Origin of the sequence: Listeria grayi DSM 20601 (assembly GCF_000148995.1) — a bacterium.
Classification (GTDB): Bacteria; Bacillota; Bacilli; order Lactobacillales; family Listeriaceae; genus Listeria; species Listeria grayi.
The window spans coordinates 1,471,811-1,486,973 of the sequence record NZ_GL538352.1; the positions used below are offsets into that span (position 1 = coordinate 1,471,811).

Annotated in this window: 18 protein-coding genes and 1 rRNA gene; 14 read left to right on the forward strand and 5 right to left on the reverse strand. The window is 37.9% G+C overall.

From position 1 onward, the window contains the following. The first annotated feature begins 9 nt into the window (after nucleotides 1–9). Entirely contained in the window at nucleotides 10–765 is a 756-nt protein-coding gene (istB, locus tag HMPREF0556_RS07425; protein ID WP_013315180.1) for an IS21-like element helper ATPase IstB, read from the forward strand. Between the two features lie 37 nt (nucleotides 766–802). Here the strand turns inward: istB and HMPREF0556_RS07430 are convergent, their stop codons facing one another. From HMPREF0556_RS07430 to HMPREF0556_RS07450, 5 genes are all read right to left on the reverse strand, one after another. Continuing rightward, complete coding sequence (locus HMPREF0556_RS07430) at nucleotides 803–1,414, reverse strand: rolling circle replication-associated protein (RefSeq protein WP_139028063.1); 612 nt, start codon at nucleotides 1,412–1,414, stop codon at nucleotides 803–805. 171 nt (nucleotides 1,415–1,585) lie between these two features. After that, nucleotides 1,586–1,903 (reverse strand): hypothetical protein, encoded by a 318-nt coding sequence (locus HMPREF0556_RS07435; protein WP_003757099.1) that lies wholly within the window; start codon nucleotides 1,901–1,903, stop codon nucleotides 1,586–1,588. A gap of 135 nt (nucleotides 1,904–2,038) precedes the next feature. Next, on the reverse strand, nucleotides 2,039–3,367 hold the full coding sequence (locus tag HMPREF0556_RS07440) for an FtsK/SpoIIIE domain-containing protein (RefSeq protein ID WP_003757101.1): 1,329 nt from the start codon (nucleotides 3,365–3,367) through the stop codon (nucleotides 2,039–2,041). Nucleotides 3,368–3,640: 273 nt separating this feature from the next. Continuing rightward, the gene (locus HMPREF0556_RS07445; RefSeq protein WP_003757103.1) at nucleotides 3,641–4,357 is read right to left on the reverse strand and encodes an endonuclease/exonuclease/phosphatase family protein; all 717 of its coding nucleotides are present in this window, start codon (nucleotides 4,355–4,357) and stop codon (nucleotides 3,641–3,643) included. A gap of 75 nt (nucleotides 4,358–4,432) precedes the next feature. Beyond that, nucleotides 4,433–4,633 (reverse strand): hypothetical protein, encoded by a 201-nt coding sequence (locus HMPREF0556_RS07450; RefSeq protein WP_003757104.1) that lies wholly within the window; start codon nucleotides 4,631–4,633, stop codon nucleotides 4,433–4,435. Between the two features lie 397 nt (nucleotides 4,634–5,030). Here HMPREF0556_RS07450 and HMPREF0556_RS07455 point away from each other — a divergent pair, with 397 nt between their 5' ends. The 13 genes from HMPREF0556_RS07455 to HMPREF0556_RS07520 all read left to right on the forward strand — a co-directional run. Then, a complete protein-coding gene (locus HMPREF0556_RS07455) occupies nucleotides 5,031–5,303 on the forward strand; it encodes a TIGR04197 family type VII secretion effector (RefSeq protein ID WP_003757107.1) in 273 nt (90 codons plus the stop codon). A gap of 13 nt (nucleotides 5,304–5,316) precedes the next feature. After that, nucleotides 5,317–5,658, forward strand: a complete 342-nt coding sequence (locus tag HMPREF0556_RS07460) for a DUF3958 family protein (RefSeq protein WP_003757109.1) — start codon at nucleotides 5,317–5,319, stop codon at nucleotides 5,656–5,658. After that, nucleotides 5,655–6,995: a T7SS effector LXG polymorphic toxin gene (locus tag HMPREF0556_RS13180; RefSeq protein WP_003757111.1), complete on the forward strand. Its 1,341-nt coding sequence runs from the start codon at nucleotides 5,655–5,657 to the stop codon at nucleotides 6,993–6,995. Before HMPREF0556_RS07460 ends, HMPREF0556_RS13180 begins: the two co-directional genes overlap by 4 nt. 20 nt (nucleotides 6,996–7,015) lie before the next feature. Further along, nucleotides 7,016–7,447, forward strand: coding sequence for a hypothetical protein (locus tag HMPREF0556_RS07475; protein ID WP_003757112.1), 432 nt, complete (start codon nucleotides 7,016–7,018; stop codon nucleotides 7,445–7,447). A gap of 497 nt (nucleotides 7,448–7,944) precedes the next feature. Continuing rightward, nucleotides 7,945–9,984 (forward strand): BglG family transcription antiterminator, encoded by a 2,040-nt coding sequence (locus tag HMPREF0556_RS07480; protein ID WP_003757117.1) that lies wholly within the window; start codon nucleotides 7,945–7,947, stop codon nucleotides 9,982–9,984. 39 nt (nucleotides 9,985–10,023) lie between these two features. After that, nucleotides 10,024–10,491: a PTS sugar transporter subunit IIA gene (locus HMPREF0556_RS07485; RefSeq protein WP_003757118.1), complete on the forward strand. Its 468-nt coding sequence runs from the start codon at nucleotides 10,024–10,026 to the stop codon at nucleotides 10,489–10,491. A 13-nt stretch (nucleotides 10,492–10,504) separates the two neighbouring features. Further along, nucleotides 10,505–10,786: a PTS sugar transporter subunit IIB gene (locus tag HMPREF0556_RS07490; protein ID WP_003757123.1), complete on the forward strand. Its 282-nt coding sequence runs from the start codon at nucleotides 10,505–10,507 to the stop codon at nucleotides 10,784–10,786. Between the two features lie 41 nt (nucleotides 10,787–10,827). Beyond that, a complete protein-coding gene (locus tag HMPREF0556_RS07495; RefSeq protein WP_040486555.1) occupies nucleotides 10,828–12,099 on the forward strand; it encodes a PTS galactitol transporter subunit IIC in 1,272 nt (423 codons plus the stop codon). A gap of 22 nt (nucleotides 12,100–12,121) precedes the next feature. After that, nucleotides 12,122–13,174 (forward strand): galactitol-1-phosphate 5-dehydrogenase, encoded by a 1,053-nt coding sequence (locus HMPREF0556_RS07500; protein WP_003757127.1) that lies wholly within the window; start codon nucleotides 12,122–12,124, stop codon nucleotides 13,172–13,174. A gap of 1 nt (nucleotide 13,175) precedes the next feature. Continuing rightward, a complete protein-coding gene (locus HMPREF0556_RS07505; protein WP_003757130.1) occupies nucleotides 13,176–14,207 on the forward strand; it encodes a zinc-binding dehydrogenase in 1,032 nt (343 codons plus the stop codon). Between the two features lie 244 nt (nucleotides 14,208–14,451). Next, nucleotides 14,452–14,742: a hypothetical protein gene (locus tag HMPREF0556_RS07510; RefSeq protein ID WP_003757132.1), complete on the forward strand. Its 291-nt coding sequence runs from the start codon at nucleotides 14,452–14,454 to the stop codon at nucleotides 14,740–14,742. A gap of 35 nt (nucleotides 14,743–14,777) precedes the next feature. After that, entirely contained in the window at nucleotides 14,778–14,960 is a 183-nt protein-coding gene (locus HMPREF0556_RS07515; RefSeq protein ID WP_003757135.1) for a hypothetical protein, read from the forward strand. Between the two features lie 90 nt (nucleotides 14,961–15,050). Beyond that, nucleotides 15,051–15,163: ribosomal RNA gene (locus HMPREF0556_RS07520) — 16S ribosomal RNA — on the forward strand; the annotation flags it as partial.

Below are 15,163 nucleotides of genomic sequence, written 5' to 3' on the forward strand. Positions count from 1 at the left end.
GAGGAAATGATGTCCCATTACCATCAATTGTTAAATCAACTAAACGAATTGAATTTATCTTGCATGAAAGAAAATCTACCTGCCCATTTAGATGAGGTTGCCAAAAGTGATAAATCGCTTGTAGACTCTTTATTCGAGCTCACCCAACAAGAAATTAGTTATCGTAAAAAAGAAAGTCAAAAAAAGGTATTAAAGCGTGCAATGTTCCCCTACCACAAACGACTCCATGATTTCAATTTTGATTTTCAACCAAGGATAAAAAAGAAGGAAATGCAGGATTTATTAACATTACGCTTTTTAGACACATATGACAATATTCTCTTTATTGGAAATAGTGGTGTTGGAAAGACCCATTTAGCCGTTTCAATTGGATTAGAATGTATCGATCGTGGTTTAAGTTGTTTGTTCATTACGAGCACTGAATTAGTGAATCGTTTGATCCGCGCTCACAAGCGCGGAACTAGCGAAACGATGCTAAAAAAATATTCGGGTTATTCGGTGTTGATTATCGACGAAGTCGGCTATTTACCTTTCTCCAAAGAAGGTTCCAACTTACTTTTTCAGCTGATTAATATGCGGTATGAAAGAAAATCTACGATTGTTACAACCAATATCCCACTATCCCAGTGGTCCGAAATATTTGGAAACAAGAAGCTTACCAACGCGCTACTGGACCGGTTGGTCCATCACTCTAAATTGATCCAAATTACGGGGCCCTCTTATAGAATGAAGAGTTATAGCGAAAACAAAGAGGTGAAATCGTAAAAACGTTTAAACGATTTTCACCTACATTTTCAGTGGCCTAAAACCAACATTTTAATATGGCCCTTGACACCATACTTTCTAATAACTCTTGTGCCATACCTTTTTTCATATATTTTGCTACGTATCTACCAGCATTTGAAGCATCATCAATTTCATGAATTTTATTAATTCTAACAGCTCCATGACCCCATATTTTTAATAATTTACTGTGAGGAACATAAGGAAAACTAAATAATAACAGATGCACATGCCATGCACCTCGTTTTTGTTTTTCTAATACAGCAATATACTTTATTAATCTTTTTTTGGTACCTAATACATGATAATTTAAGCGTGTAACAAATTTATCGAACATATTATTAAATAATGATCTGTCTCTTATATTTTCTCTGGTTGTAAGTGTTAAAAAGCTAGTTTTATTATCAAAATTTACGTCTACCAAGCGAATAAGATTCCATTTAGCTTGTTCACGTGTTCTAGCTAATCTTTTTAACTTTAATTCTTTTTCATCTTTATCTAAATCATCAAATTCTTTAACACGCTCTTTCTTTTCACGATTAGTTATTTCAAAATCTGAAATAATAGGAAATTCATACTCGTAAACTTCAATATATGAATCTGTACGGATTATTTTTTGATTAGATGTCATAAAAATAACCCTCCAATTTTCTAGAAACGTTTGCCTATATAATAAATAAACTAGGAGGGCAAAGCCCTCCATACTTCTAAATCATGTTTACCTATGCAACGCTCCGCTAACACGCTTCCAGCTTGCCGGCTGGCGCCGGCAGTTTGCATAGGGTTACATGATAAGAAGTATTTATTTTGTTTTAGGTAATACATCAGTACAACTAAACCACAAATTTCCATTGAATTGACCGATTTGAAGATCTTTTAATACAACTGGTGTAGTCTTGTTATTTTTTAAATCGTTAAAAGATAGGGTAGGTTTTAAGTTTTTTACTTTAACTTGTATTTTTTCCAAAAAGAACGGACTATCATCATCTTGGATAGATATATCTAACTTATACGCGTCAAGTTCTCCAGTTTCATGATGAAGTGCTTCGGTGTAACTTTTCACTGCGACAAAGTTATTACCTAATATTTCTGCATTTAAAAAGTCATTTAGCTTAATCATAATAATATTCCTCTTTTCTTAGTCAATTTGTATTTTTCAGCTTTTCAAGCTGACTGCCCTATCACTCGGCAGACTCCGTGAAGATCTACTTTTTTATTCATTCGATAAATCGTTGAATGAATAAAAAGAGTAGATTTAATTGTTTTGTACCTCTGGAATATATTTCTTCAATTCCTTGATAAAATCATATTGCATTGTATCAATATATGGGCTTTCATAATATTGTGCTTGTTCCTTGCCACTGCCATGTAAGTACAGGAGTCCAGCACCTTTCACCTCAATAGGGATAGAAACATCTGGAGTAGCAGATCCGAACATCATACGTAGACCTTCGGAACTGTTAAAACCAAGTGAAACTCTAAGCGAAAAATTATCACGTAATTCAGTGCTTAAATTGTTGGCATTGATTTGTTGCCCAGCTATAAGAATAAAGCATCCAGATTGGCGACCCAGTAGGATGATTTGCTTAATTCCATCCATAACTTCATTAATAATTTCTTTGGATTTTTTATCTGTACCATAAGCTTGGAATGCACCGATTTCATCAAACAATATCCATACGGGTTTAAATCCATGAGTTTCAAAATTTGAACCGTAGATGAAGTTTTGATTCATGTAGGCATATCTACTTTTCATTTCATCTACTGCTAGACGTATAACACGAGCAATATTATGGGGTGTAGTTGCAACATATTTTTCGCCAAAATAATTTGATAAAGATCCCAGGTCGCTGTTCTTCGGATCGCATAAATAAGTTATACTTTCTTGCTTCAGGAACTCGATTAACAAGAAACTCATAAACATACTCTTACCACTACCAGTGCCACCCGAAATTAAAATATGAGGTGATTTAGCTGGGTTATATGTCACACCATAACCAAGATTAATTTCATTAGAATTATTGTATGCTGTCTCTTGAGAAGTAACATTTAATCTTTGTGGCTTATTAATTCTAAAGTGGTATTCAGTTGTATTATGACGTATTATCTTTTCATCCATAGGTAAATCCAATAAACCCTGTAATTCAATATCTAAATTTTGTATTTTGCTATCAAAGTAGTTTCCAGACATCAAGGCAAAAATAACTATTTCATCATCTGTTATAGAATAAGAAAACCTTGATGAGGTGATAATTCCATTAGAATCCTCATTGAATAGCTTATTACTTATAATAAAGTCTAATAATTCATGGTGAAGGAAATACCTGTCTCTATACTTATTTTTAATAAACTTAATAAATTTAAAGTGTTTTACGAACAAGATAATCACTGTAATCCATAATATAAATGTAAATATAGCGTTATCCAGCATGAATGAAAAAATAAATATACCAAGTATGAGATATAAAATAACTAACCTGAAATATTTGGTGTATTTTGGTAGTGATAAAAATATAAGATCATGATTATACATACTGATTGTTGGCATTTTATCTTTCTTAAAAAAATATAATAATTTGTTCATAAAAATTACCTGATAAATAGATTTTTAAGTTTTATTAATTGGATTTTAATTAAGTAATATAGGGTTACTATTAATGATATTGACGTGACAGTATAGATGAATACATTATTAGTAATAACCGATACTGATACGTAACAAAATAGGATAGTTATTGCTAAGGAGATTAAAAATTTAATTTTGATATTCATTGTATTTCATCCTTTTTATTTTTTATTTGCAGTGACTATTTAATGGGGGAGAGCCTCTAATGGTAATCAAATTAGATTACCTATCCTACAATTCAAACTCTAATAATAGAGCTTTATGATCACTTATGTTATTTACTAATGGATCTGATTTTTTATGTTTTAAAGTTTTTGAAACAAAAATATGATCTAACTTTTGATTCTTCCAAGTAGGAATATTATTTGTTGCTGAATCGAGATATTTTTCTAAAATATTTAAATTGTTAGAAAGAGCTGTTTGATTTCCGATTAGTGATTCATTAAAATCGCCAGCTAAAATTAAATAATCATATTTTCGGAAATTTTGCCCAATTCTTATTGTATATTCCCACATGTTCATTTTGTCTTCTCTATTATCTTGATTTTGGCTTTGATAAAGAGGGAAGTGTAAAGAATAAATGCAGATGGTTTTACCATTTAACTCAAAAATTCCACCTGTTTGCCTATTGACAAAGGAACGTTCGTAATATGGTGGCATCATTTTTTTGTAATGCACTTTTTCTTTTAAATATAGTATTCGTGTATTTATAGGCTTGATTCCATCTTTTAAGGGTTCAACTACTGAATATCCATAACAACTCAACATATTTAATAATTCCAAACCATCTATATCACCAGTGAAGGATTTTTTACCAAACTCTTGTAAGGTTATGATTGTTGGAGTATGTTTTACTATGAATTCAAAAATATCTTTCGTACTTCGTTCCATCTGTGAATTTGGATTGTAAAGGTTCAAATTTAAATTTAATAAAGAGTGTTTTTGCATGTCTAATGCTCCTTTTAATTATTTTAAGTATTTTAATTATTATAAAGAAGTTTATAATCTTAAAAAAATAACAGGTTAACCCTGATTATTTTTTTTGTAGAACTCTACAATATGAGTTAATGTTTGACCTTGAGTAGGTATATTACCATCAAATTCCTTTACTAAAGATGCTGCTATTATATTAATGTCTTGTTGAGTAGATCGATCAATTACACCATTAAATTTTACAGGGTCTTTAAATCGTTGATTTACTGGCACAGGTTTTCCTCTAGGCATTTAAAATCCTCCTTACAAACTTCTTTATATTACTTATAATACTTATGAGAATAATATATCAGTGGTTTATTATCTTGTCAATAAAAATAGTAAATTGGTGCAATTATAATGAATATGAGTCTCATTTATTCCGTTTAAATCCATTTAATTATAAAAATATACTTGATACAAAGTGATTTCGGAGGATAAAAATAATAGTAAATTTTCGAGGTTATTTCTCGAAACGTTAATCAATCGATTACAGTTGAAATGCTGTTAAACACCTTCTCATTTGAGAAGGTGTTTTTTTGTTTCCAATGATACTTGTTTGACTGGTGATAAGATAAGAAAAAATCCTCGCCTTCCTATTATGAAGTTTGCTATAATACTCACATATAAACGAAGGAGATGACTCAACGTGTTTCAAAGCAACAAGCAGGCTGCGCATAGAGCCGCAACAAGAATGAAACAAGCGTTACGACAATTAGAAACGAAGCAAGATCCCCTTAATGACAAGCAAACATCGGTACAAGGAAACCAAAATGCACATTGTTTGGTAAAACAAGAAATCCAAGGAGCCACACGTTTTCAGCAAGCCATGGAAATCGATATTGCTAATATCCAGAAGGTCGCTAGTAGCTTTGAAGCAATGGATCTGGGGATTGGAAAAACATACAACAAGATGAGCTAGGGAGGACGACAACATGGAACAACTAGAAGTGATTAACTGTGGGTTAGGTGATCTTGCAGAGAAGCAAGATCATGTCACGAAAGCATACCGACGCAATGAAAACACACGTGCTGCACTAGAGGAACACAATTTTCAGCGAGAGCGACTATTTCAGGAGCTAAAAGAAACGTTTCAAACGGGAGAAATGTCTGTTTCTCTGGATGAATTAAATTTCGAAACGCGTCGTTATGGGCAACAATTACGAGAGAAACTGCTGGAAAGCGAACAACAACTGAAAAAGCGGCGGCGCACGTTAGAAGAACAAGAAGAGGAACTTTATAGGAAACGCCGCAAAGCAGCGGAGGAAGCGCGATGAGTATCAATATGTTTCTTCCAAATGCCCGATCACAGGCAGAAGGCATTCAAGAGTTGTGTCAGACCCATATCGAAGGCTTTGAAGCGGTCAAACGAGCGATCGTGCAATTTATCGCGACACCGGAATTAAAAGGCGTAACCTATGATTCGGCGAAAAAATATTTCAGCGAAACGTATCTGCCACTCGCAAACGGCATGATCCTTGCGGCAGAATCCCTGCAGCGTGCCGCTAAGCAATTTCCACAAAAATACATATCGGAAGTCGACAGCAATAGCCTGCAAGAAGCGAAACTCCGCATGCAAATGCAGCGACTGGAGCAACTAGCTCGTTTTGCAGAAAACATGGACGATATGGCAAAAAGCACACCACTTAGTCCGCTTTTTGAGAAGCTAGCCGACTCTTATCGGCAACAAAAACAGAAAATCTATGAGAAGTTAGAAAAGTTAATGGTCTTTAACGGTACGTGCTTATTGATTTTTATCGAAGCGGAACAACTCTTTGCCTCCATAGAAGCAGGATTGAGAGAAGTTTCTGGCGGAAAAGGATTTCACACTTCCACCAAGTCTTTCAGTACAATGGGGATGAAAATGGGCTGGGCAGCACCGATCGAGAAGGCGCAGAAGGCCAAGGATAAGCGGTTAGAAAAAGAAGCTTTGAAACAATATGAAACAATGCCAGTTCCAAAAGTTCCAGCGGGGATGAATCGCGGGTTTGAAACAAATCCGGATGGGACGCTGGATATTCAAGGGACGATGGATCTTGCAGAAGCGAACAGACAGCTTGTAATGGAAGGGAATACAGGAGCTATTGTCGATTTGATTGATCCGACGCAAGATGTTTTACGTTTTTTCATGGGGAGAGATCCGCTTACGGATAACAAGCTTTCTAAAACGGAGCGCGGGATGGCGTTGTTGTTTCTGTTTCCGTTTGCGAAGGTGGGGAAGACATTTAAGTTTGCGTTTCGTGGGGTGGAGGATGTTGAGAGGTTAGGGAAGTTTGGGAAAATAAGTACCACGAAAAGGATCAATAAAGTAGAAATAGAAGTTTCTGTAGTGGAAAGGACAGCGCAAATACCTAAAAAGGGTGGAGAAACAGTTGTAGGTCACGCTCTACAAAAACATGCTGGTAGAAATCCAGATATTTGGGGGAAAGTAAAAGGAAATAGTAATCAAATTAATCAAACAGCATTGAAACATTTAAATGAAGTCTTATCGGCGCCAGGAACATTTAAAATAGTAAAAACTAAAAGTGGTATATCATTCCTAGAAAAAAGATTATCCGATGGACGTGGGGTTCGTTTGAATATGGATAATACCTTTAAAGGATTTATTGACTAGTATATAAGGAGGATTTTTCCATGGAAAATTTAGAAATGATTTTTGAGGATATCATTATATCAGATATCGAAAAGATACTTAGTTGGATGTCTTTTAGCGAAAAAAATATAAAAAGATCACATTTCTTCATGCATGGAGCAGACAAGGAATATTCAGATATAAGTAGTCTTAGTGAATATTTTAAAAATGCAGGTACATGCAATATCTTGGTAGAAAATTTAAATATAGGGATTATTCTTAGAGAGGCACTAATTGTTATATCTTTTGATGAAAAATATGGAGATTTAACGTTAACTTTCTCGGAAGAATATGGGGAACTAGATGAGGAGAAGCTGTCATTAGTATCTGAAAGATTACATTTTTTAAGTAGTACCATAAATTATAGCAAAATATTATTTGGTTATGAGCCGGCAGATGAGGAAGAGCTACAATTATTGATTTTGAAAAACTAAAGGAATATAAGGAAACTTTTAAATGAATATAGAACAGATAATAAGCAAGTATAAAAATGACAAGCTAGAGGACTTTTTAATCTCAGAAATAGATGAGAATATTATTCAAGAAACAATCCTAGCCTATTAGAGCAAAATAAGAGATTAAATGCTTTGCTAACTAAAAAATAAAATATATGAATGTATTCTTTAGAATTAAAAAAGAGTTATCCCAAGCGGCTTCTTTAAAGAAGCCGCTTTTACTTTTGAAGATAACATTATGTAAAAAATATAATGATAAATTACGATATAATTAAATTGTATATAAAAATAGAATTCTATACAATAAAAATCTACCCTATAGAACCGCTCTTCTTAAAAAGGTGGACATACTATTATTGTTCATACCTTCACAACTAAATCCCAACATTGTACACCCCCCACCCCACATATTGTGATGAAAGCGTATACATTTCTATAAAAATACCTTGTATAATAAAACCAACAGGAGGGATAATATGTATTTGGATGAAAGAAGCGACCGGCTAATGCAAGAGCTTCTTCGTTCGCCAAATATCACAAATGCGAAACTACAGGAAAAATTTGGTCTTACGAGAAGACAGGTGGAATACAGTATCCAAAAAATCAATAATTGGTTGGAGGAGCAAACGTATCCGACGATTGGCAGATCTGCAAGTGGTCTTTTTAGTATTTCCCCTGAATTGTTTCAGTTGATTTCTGATAAAGAATATCAGCAGGCCGATTTTTATATTCCTTCTGAAAATGAGCGTGCGAGCATGATTATTTTGATGCTGATGACGATGACTGAAGAGCTTTCACTGAATCATTTTATTTCAGAATTGGAGGTGAGCAAGAATACGGTGCTCAGTGATTTGAAACTGGCACAATCAATTATTGACGGGGATAATTTGCAAATCAGATATACGCGACTACATGGTTATCTGATTGAGGGAGATGAATGGAATAAGCGCTCAGCAATGATAACGGCGGCGGAGCGGATCATGGAAAGCTATGGTGGGGAAACTTACTTGAAACGGTTGATGCATGTAGAACTCGCGGAGATCCAGAAGCTTCGGGGACAGTTGGAAGAGGTAGAGAAGCATTTGAATCTGCACTTTATCGACAGCAAAATGAAGATTCTTCCTTATATCCTACAAGCGATCTTCCGGAGAATCGAGCAGAAGCAAACGATCGTGACGCCTTTTATGATCGATTATGATGAACTATCGGATACGAAGGAATATGAAGCAGTCGAGATCTTGATCGAAGACAGACCGGCGATTTCAAAGGAAGAACGTATCTATATCGCTTTGCAACTCCTAACGACGAATATCCTTCCGAAGCAACATTTAAAAATGGAAGAGATGCCGCAGTTGAAGCAGGCGATCGAGCAGGTCATCAGTAACTTCGAGAAAAAAGCGGTTGTTCAATTGATCAATAAAGAATCGCTGATCGAGCGGTTATTTGCTCACATCAAACCGGCTTATTACCGCATCAAATATGCGCTCACCACGGATTACCGATTTTTAGACAAGATCGATCAGGAATATCAGACGATCCACTATATCGTCAAACAATCTTTAACTCCTTTAGAGGCCTTTATTGGGGCAAAAGTACCGGAGAACGAAGCGGTTTTTATCACGCTCTTTATCGGAGGGCACCTCATCGATTCTGCCAGCAATATCACCAAGAAATTGCGGGCGGTGGTTGTTTGTCCAAACGGTCTTTCGATCTCTAAGCTGATGGAAAAGAATATGCGGGGCTTGTTTCCTGAAATTTATTTCTATCCGGCGATGTCGATCCGGGAATTTGAACAGACAGAAGTTGCGTATGACATTGTTTTCACGGCAACGCCACTTGCTACGGACAAAAAGCTGTTTCTTGTCAATGCGATGATGGACGAGGCGGAAAAAATGGAATTAAGAAGGCGCGTGCTGCGGGCTGTTTATATGATCAATGAACAGAGTTTCAGTGCAGAGGCGCTGATGAAGACGATCGGCAAATATGCCGATATCAAAAATGCTGAGAAGTTAGAGCGTGCGGTACAGGAATTTTTGTTTCCGCATAAAGAAGAGCCTGCTTTTTCAGCAGATGAGAAATTGCCGCTGGCGAAGCTGCTGCCACAAGATAGGATCATTTTAATGGATAAGGTGGCGAGCTGGCGCGAGGCGATCACCATAGCTGCTGCTCCGCTTTTAGCAGATGGCTCGATTACGGAGAGTTATGTAGAGGAAATGCACAGGCAGTACCCGAACCCCAATTGGAACATCATTTTGCGAAAGAAAATCGCGATTCCGCACGCCGAGATCGACAAGGGCGCAAGGAAACTGGGAATGAGTATGTTGTGTTTACGAGAAGGACTACCTCTTGAAGACGGGAGCGAACTTCATTGCATGGTTGTGATTGCTGCAATCGACAAAAATGCCCATTTCACAGGGCTACTCGAATTAATGGAACTAGCTGGAAACGAAGAAAAGATGAATGTTATCAAAGAAGCAATTGATAAAGAGACGATCTTCAATCTGATCAAGGGCTAGTGAAGAAAAAAAGAATGATGACTGCAGGAGGTATCATGAATGGAATTAACAACATTTATTAAACCAGAGATGATGTGGTTAAAAGTAGAAGAAAACGACCGAGATGCTATTTTCCGCTTAGTGGCGGGAGAAGGGGAAAGGCTAGGGTTTGTACACGATCACTTTTTGACAAAACTGAAGGGAAGAGAAGAAGAATTTCCGACAGGGCTTCAGTTGGATGGCTATGGTGTAGCGATCCCGCATACAGATCCGGATTGTGTGATCGAACAATTTATTGCGGTATTAACAACAGATTCCGCTATTCCGTTTCAGTCGATGGAAAACAAAGAAAAAGAAGTAGGCGTAAATGTCATCTTCGTTCTGGGACTTAACGAGCCGCACAGTCAGCTGGAAGCATTGCAGACATTGATGGCGATCATCCAAGACAAAGCGAATATGAAACGGATCGTCGAGGCAGAAACGAAAGAAGAAGTACTAGGATTATTAAAAGTATTGGCCCAAAAATAAGGAGGAATTTCAAATGAGTAAATATAAAATTTTGGTAGCGTGTGGCGCAGGTATTGCAACTTCTACGGTGGTAACAGATAAAGTAGAACGATTAGTGAAAGAGCATAATATCGATGCGGAGGTTCAACAAATCAAGATCGCCGAAGCAAGTTCATTGCAAGAAGGGGCGGATTTGATCGTTTCCACGACGATTTTGCCGACAACCTATAAAATTCCGGCAATTATCGCGACAAGTTATATCACGGGTATGGGCATGGAAGAATTAGATGAAGAAATCTTATCGCATTTACAATAACTAATAGATAAATATAAATAAGAGAAGTGGGGGAAGTGGAAGTGAGTAAATTATACGATGGAGTACAGTATGTCCTCAATTTAGGTCCGACAGTTATTTTACCGATCGCGATCTTTATCATCGCACTGATATTCAGAGTGCAAGTTAAGAAAGCGGTACGTTCCGCGATTACGATCGGGATCGGCTTTGTAGGTATCAACCTTGTCATCAGTGTACTTTCTGACAACTTAGGTCCAGCCGCACAACAAATGGTTAAAAATTTCGGTCTGCATTTGACGATCATCGATGCAGGTTGGCCAGCTGCAGCTGCAGCTTCATTTGCATCACCGGTAGCAGCGATCTTGATTCCTGTCTGTTTAGTGGTCAACTTGATTTTGATTTTCTTCAAAGTAACGAAAACACTCGATATCGATATTTGGAATTACTGGCACTTTATTGCAGCCGGAGCAACTGGTTATATCGTAACTGGCGGCAACTGGTGGTTCGCGATCCTTTGTGCGGTCATCTATGAAGTATTCGTGCTTTTGATGGCGGACAGAACGCAAGGCATGGTAGAAAATTTCTATGGTTTGAAAGGTATTTCCTTACCAACCGGTTCCACAGCAGCATTCGGGTTTATTGGTATCCCGATCGGCTGGTTGATTGCAAGGATCCCTGGTATTCGTAACATCCACGTCGATCCAGAAACGATCCAAAAACGCTTTGGTATTTTCGGGGAGCCAATGATGATGGGGCTTATCCTCGGTATTATCATCGGTATCCTAGCTGGATATGATCCAGGCGAAATTTTCAAATTAGGTATTTCGATGGCCTCCGTAATGTTCTTGATGCCTCGGATGGTAAAAATCTTGATGGAAGGCTTGATCCCGATTTCCGAATCTGCTCGTGACTTCATGAAATCCCGCTTCAAAAACCGTGAGCTATATATCGGACTAGATGCAGCACTTTCTATCGGACATCCTGCCAACATTTCTACAGGTCTATTATTAGTACCGATCACTTTGTTCCTAGCAATCATTATCCCAGGAAATAAAGTTTTGCCGTTCGGTGACTTGGCAACGATTCCATTCTATGTTTCCTTCGTAGTTGCGAATCGAAAAGGTAACATCCTGCATTCGGTTCTTGCTGGTACAGTAGTTATCGCATTAGCACTGTTGATGGCAACCGATTATGGTCCTGTTCATACACAAATGATGGAAGGCATCTATAAACTTCCAAAAGGTGCTACAGAAGTAAGTACGCTCGATATGGGTGGTAACTTCTTCAACTGGGTCATTTTGAAATTCTCCCAACTTTGGGCAGCAATCTTTTAATAAATAGAGGAGATGAAGAACTTTGCGAGCAGCTGTACTTTACGAAAATAATCAGATAAAAGCAGAAGACATAGCTGAAACGCCTTGTGGGGCTGATGAAGTACGAGTAGAAGTAAAAGCCGCGGGAATATGTGGTTCTGATATCCATAAAATGCAGACTAGGTGGAAATATCCACTCCCTGCTGTGATGGGACATGAGTTTGCTGGTGAAATAACCGAAACCGGAAGCAATGTGAAAAGTGTGAAAGTAGGCGATCGTGTTGCTGGGATTCCTTTTGAACCTTGTGGCGAGTGTACGTATTGCAAGTCTGGCGAATATTCGCTCTGTGATAATTACAAAATGATCGGCTCGCATTTCCACGGCGCTTTTGCAGAAAATGTCGTTTTAAAAGAAGCGAACGTGATTCCGATTCGTGATCTGGATTACGAAGAAGGCGCAATGATCGAACCATTGGCCGTTTCTATGCATGGTGTCCTTGGCATCGAACCACGTATCGGTGACCGTGTGGCGGTGTTCGGCGTCGGAACAATCGGCATCTTAGTGATTGAATGCTTGAAACTTGCAGGCGTCAAAGAAATCGTGGCAATCGACATCAAACCCGAAAAACTCCAAGAAGCAGCAGATTTTGGCTGCAGCCATACAATAAATGGCGCAGAAGAAGACGTTTATGCCAGATTGATGGAAATCACAGACGGAGCAGGTGTCGACATTGCGATGGAATGCGCAGGTTCCCCGATTACGCAAGAACAATGTCTGCTCGTCACAAAGAAAAAAGGCAAAATCGGCTTCTTAGGAATAGCCTATCGTGATTTGCTTTTACATGAACAAGCTATTGAGAATATTTTCCGACGTGAAATCACCTTGAAAGGCTTTTGGAATTCGTATTCTGCACCTTTTCCCGGTGAAGCATGGCAAAAGGCGATCGAATTCGTAGAACAAGGCCAAATCAAACTCAAACCGCTTATTTCCCATCGTTACGCCATTGAAGAAACGAAAGAAGCGTTTGATATGGTACTGTCCCGTACGGAAAACTACAATAAGGTAATGATTTTACCAGAGAAGGGAGTTCATTAGATTGAAAGCAGTAGTAAAGCAAGAACCAGGCTACGATAAAATGGATCTACTCGATGTGGAAGAACCGGAAGTATCGGGGGACTTAGTGAAAATAAAAGTAGCTTTTACAGGGATTTGCGGATCGGATATCCATACATTCAAAGGCGAGTATAAGAATCCGAAAACCCCGGTAACCCTTGGTCACGAGTTTTCAGGAGAGGTGATCGAAGTTGGCCCAGAAGTAACGAAATTCTTAGTTGGCGATCGCGTTACCAGCGAAACAACTTTTGAAACATGTGGTGAATGTATCTATTGTCAGGAAAAAGACTATAACCTCTGCGCCCACCGGAAAGGCATCGGCACACAAGTAAATGGTAGCTTTGCCCCTTATGTCGTTTCCAGAGAAGAAAGCTGTCACCACTTACCGGAAAACGTCACTTTCCAAGCGGCCGCTTTAACAGAACCACTAGCATGTTGTGTCCATGCTGCTTTGGAAAAAACAACGGTCACCAGTGAAGACACGGTACTTATTTTCGGCCCAGGACCAATTGGTCTATTGTTGGCGCAAGTTGTGAAAGCACAAGGAGCCACCGTCATCTTAGCGGGAATCACGAAAGATAAACCTAGATTAACATTAGGAAAAGAGTTAGGCATGGATTATATCGTTGATACACAAGCAGAGGACCTCTCAGCGGTCATTATGAAGGTGACGAACGGTTATGGTGCTGATAAAGTATTTGATTGCTCTGGAGCTGTTCCTGCGGTTAATGAAGGACTGGCACTTACGAAGAAAAAAGGAACCTTCGTCCAAGTCGGACTTTTTGCCGAACAAAAAAACAAGATCGATGAAGAAGCTATCATTCAGCGCGAAATCGAATACATCGGCAGCAGATCACAAAAACCAAGCTCATGGGAAAAAGCCCTGGACCTATTGGCACAAGGAGCTATCGATGCGGATAAGATGATCACAAAGATCTACCCGTTAGAGGATTGGCGAGATGCGTTCGAAACAGTAATGGCAGGGAATGATATCAAGGTGCTAGTTCAATCTTAGTGAGAGGATGATAACAAGATGTTTATTCATTTAAAAAAGGACAATGCAAGCAAAACGAAGTTGGCAGGCCGCGTATTTGCAAACATTATCCTCTCACACAAGGCAATAGTATCGCCCTGCAAAAATAGTATACCACGGAAATGAAGATAGAAGAAAGATGGCATCTACATGAAGATGTCATCTTTTTTTAACTTGAAAAGGGAACGTTTGTTCGTTATAATAGTTTCAGAGAGGAAGTAGTGCTATGGAATATCAAGATCGAGGTATGCTAAAGTATCAAGGATTCATCTTATCAGAACACCACGATGCACTCGAAAGAAACGTCGAAAAACAAACGAATATCCGTCAAAGATTAACAAACGCCTTTAAAAATCAACAAGTAGTCCAAATCCAGTATGGAATGAATAAGGAATATGCACGCATTCGAGAAATCGATTATATTATGGAAAAAGTAGTGATCATGGATGAAGATAATATAGAAAAGATCATCTCAATAGAGGAAATAGAAACCCTTGTTTATAAAGAGGAAATATGACGAAAAAGTAGCTTTTAAAAAGTTTTTAATATTTTTTGGAAAAAGTATTGACGAAAGCGAAAAAACTTGGTATATTTATAAACGTTGCTGATACGCACAAAGCGCTTCGGCAAGGCAAGAAACGACCTTTGAAAACTGAACAAAAAGAAGACGAAATGGTAACGGAACAGTATGTTTCGGAACATCGCAAGCGGAAACAAAAAGTTGTTTCCAAATAGTAACAAACTAGTAAGTAATTGCTAGCGAAGTCAATTTATGACGCGAGGAATTTATTCGGTCAAACGAATAAATATTCAAACGCACTTTATTTTAAAGAGAGTTTGATCCTGGCTCAGGACGAACGCTGGCGGCGTGCCTAATACATGCAAGTCGAACGAATGACCTTAGGAGCTTGCTCCTTTGGTCGTTAGTGGCGGACGGG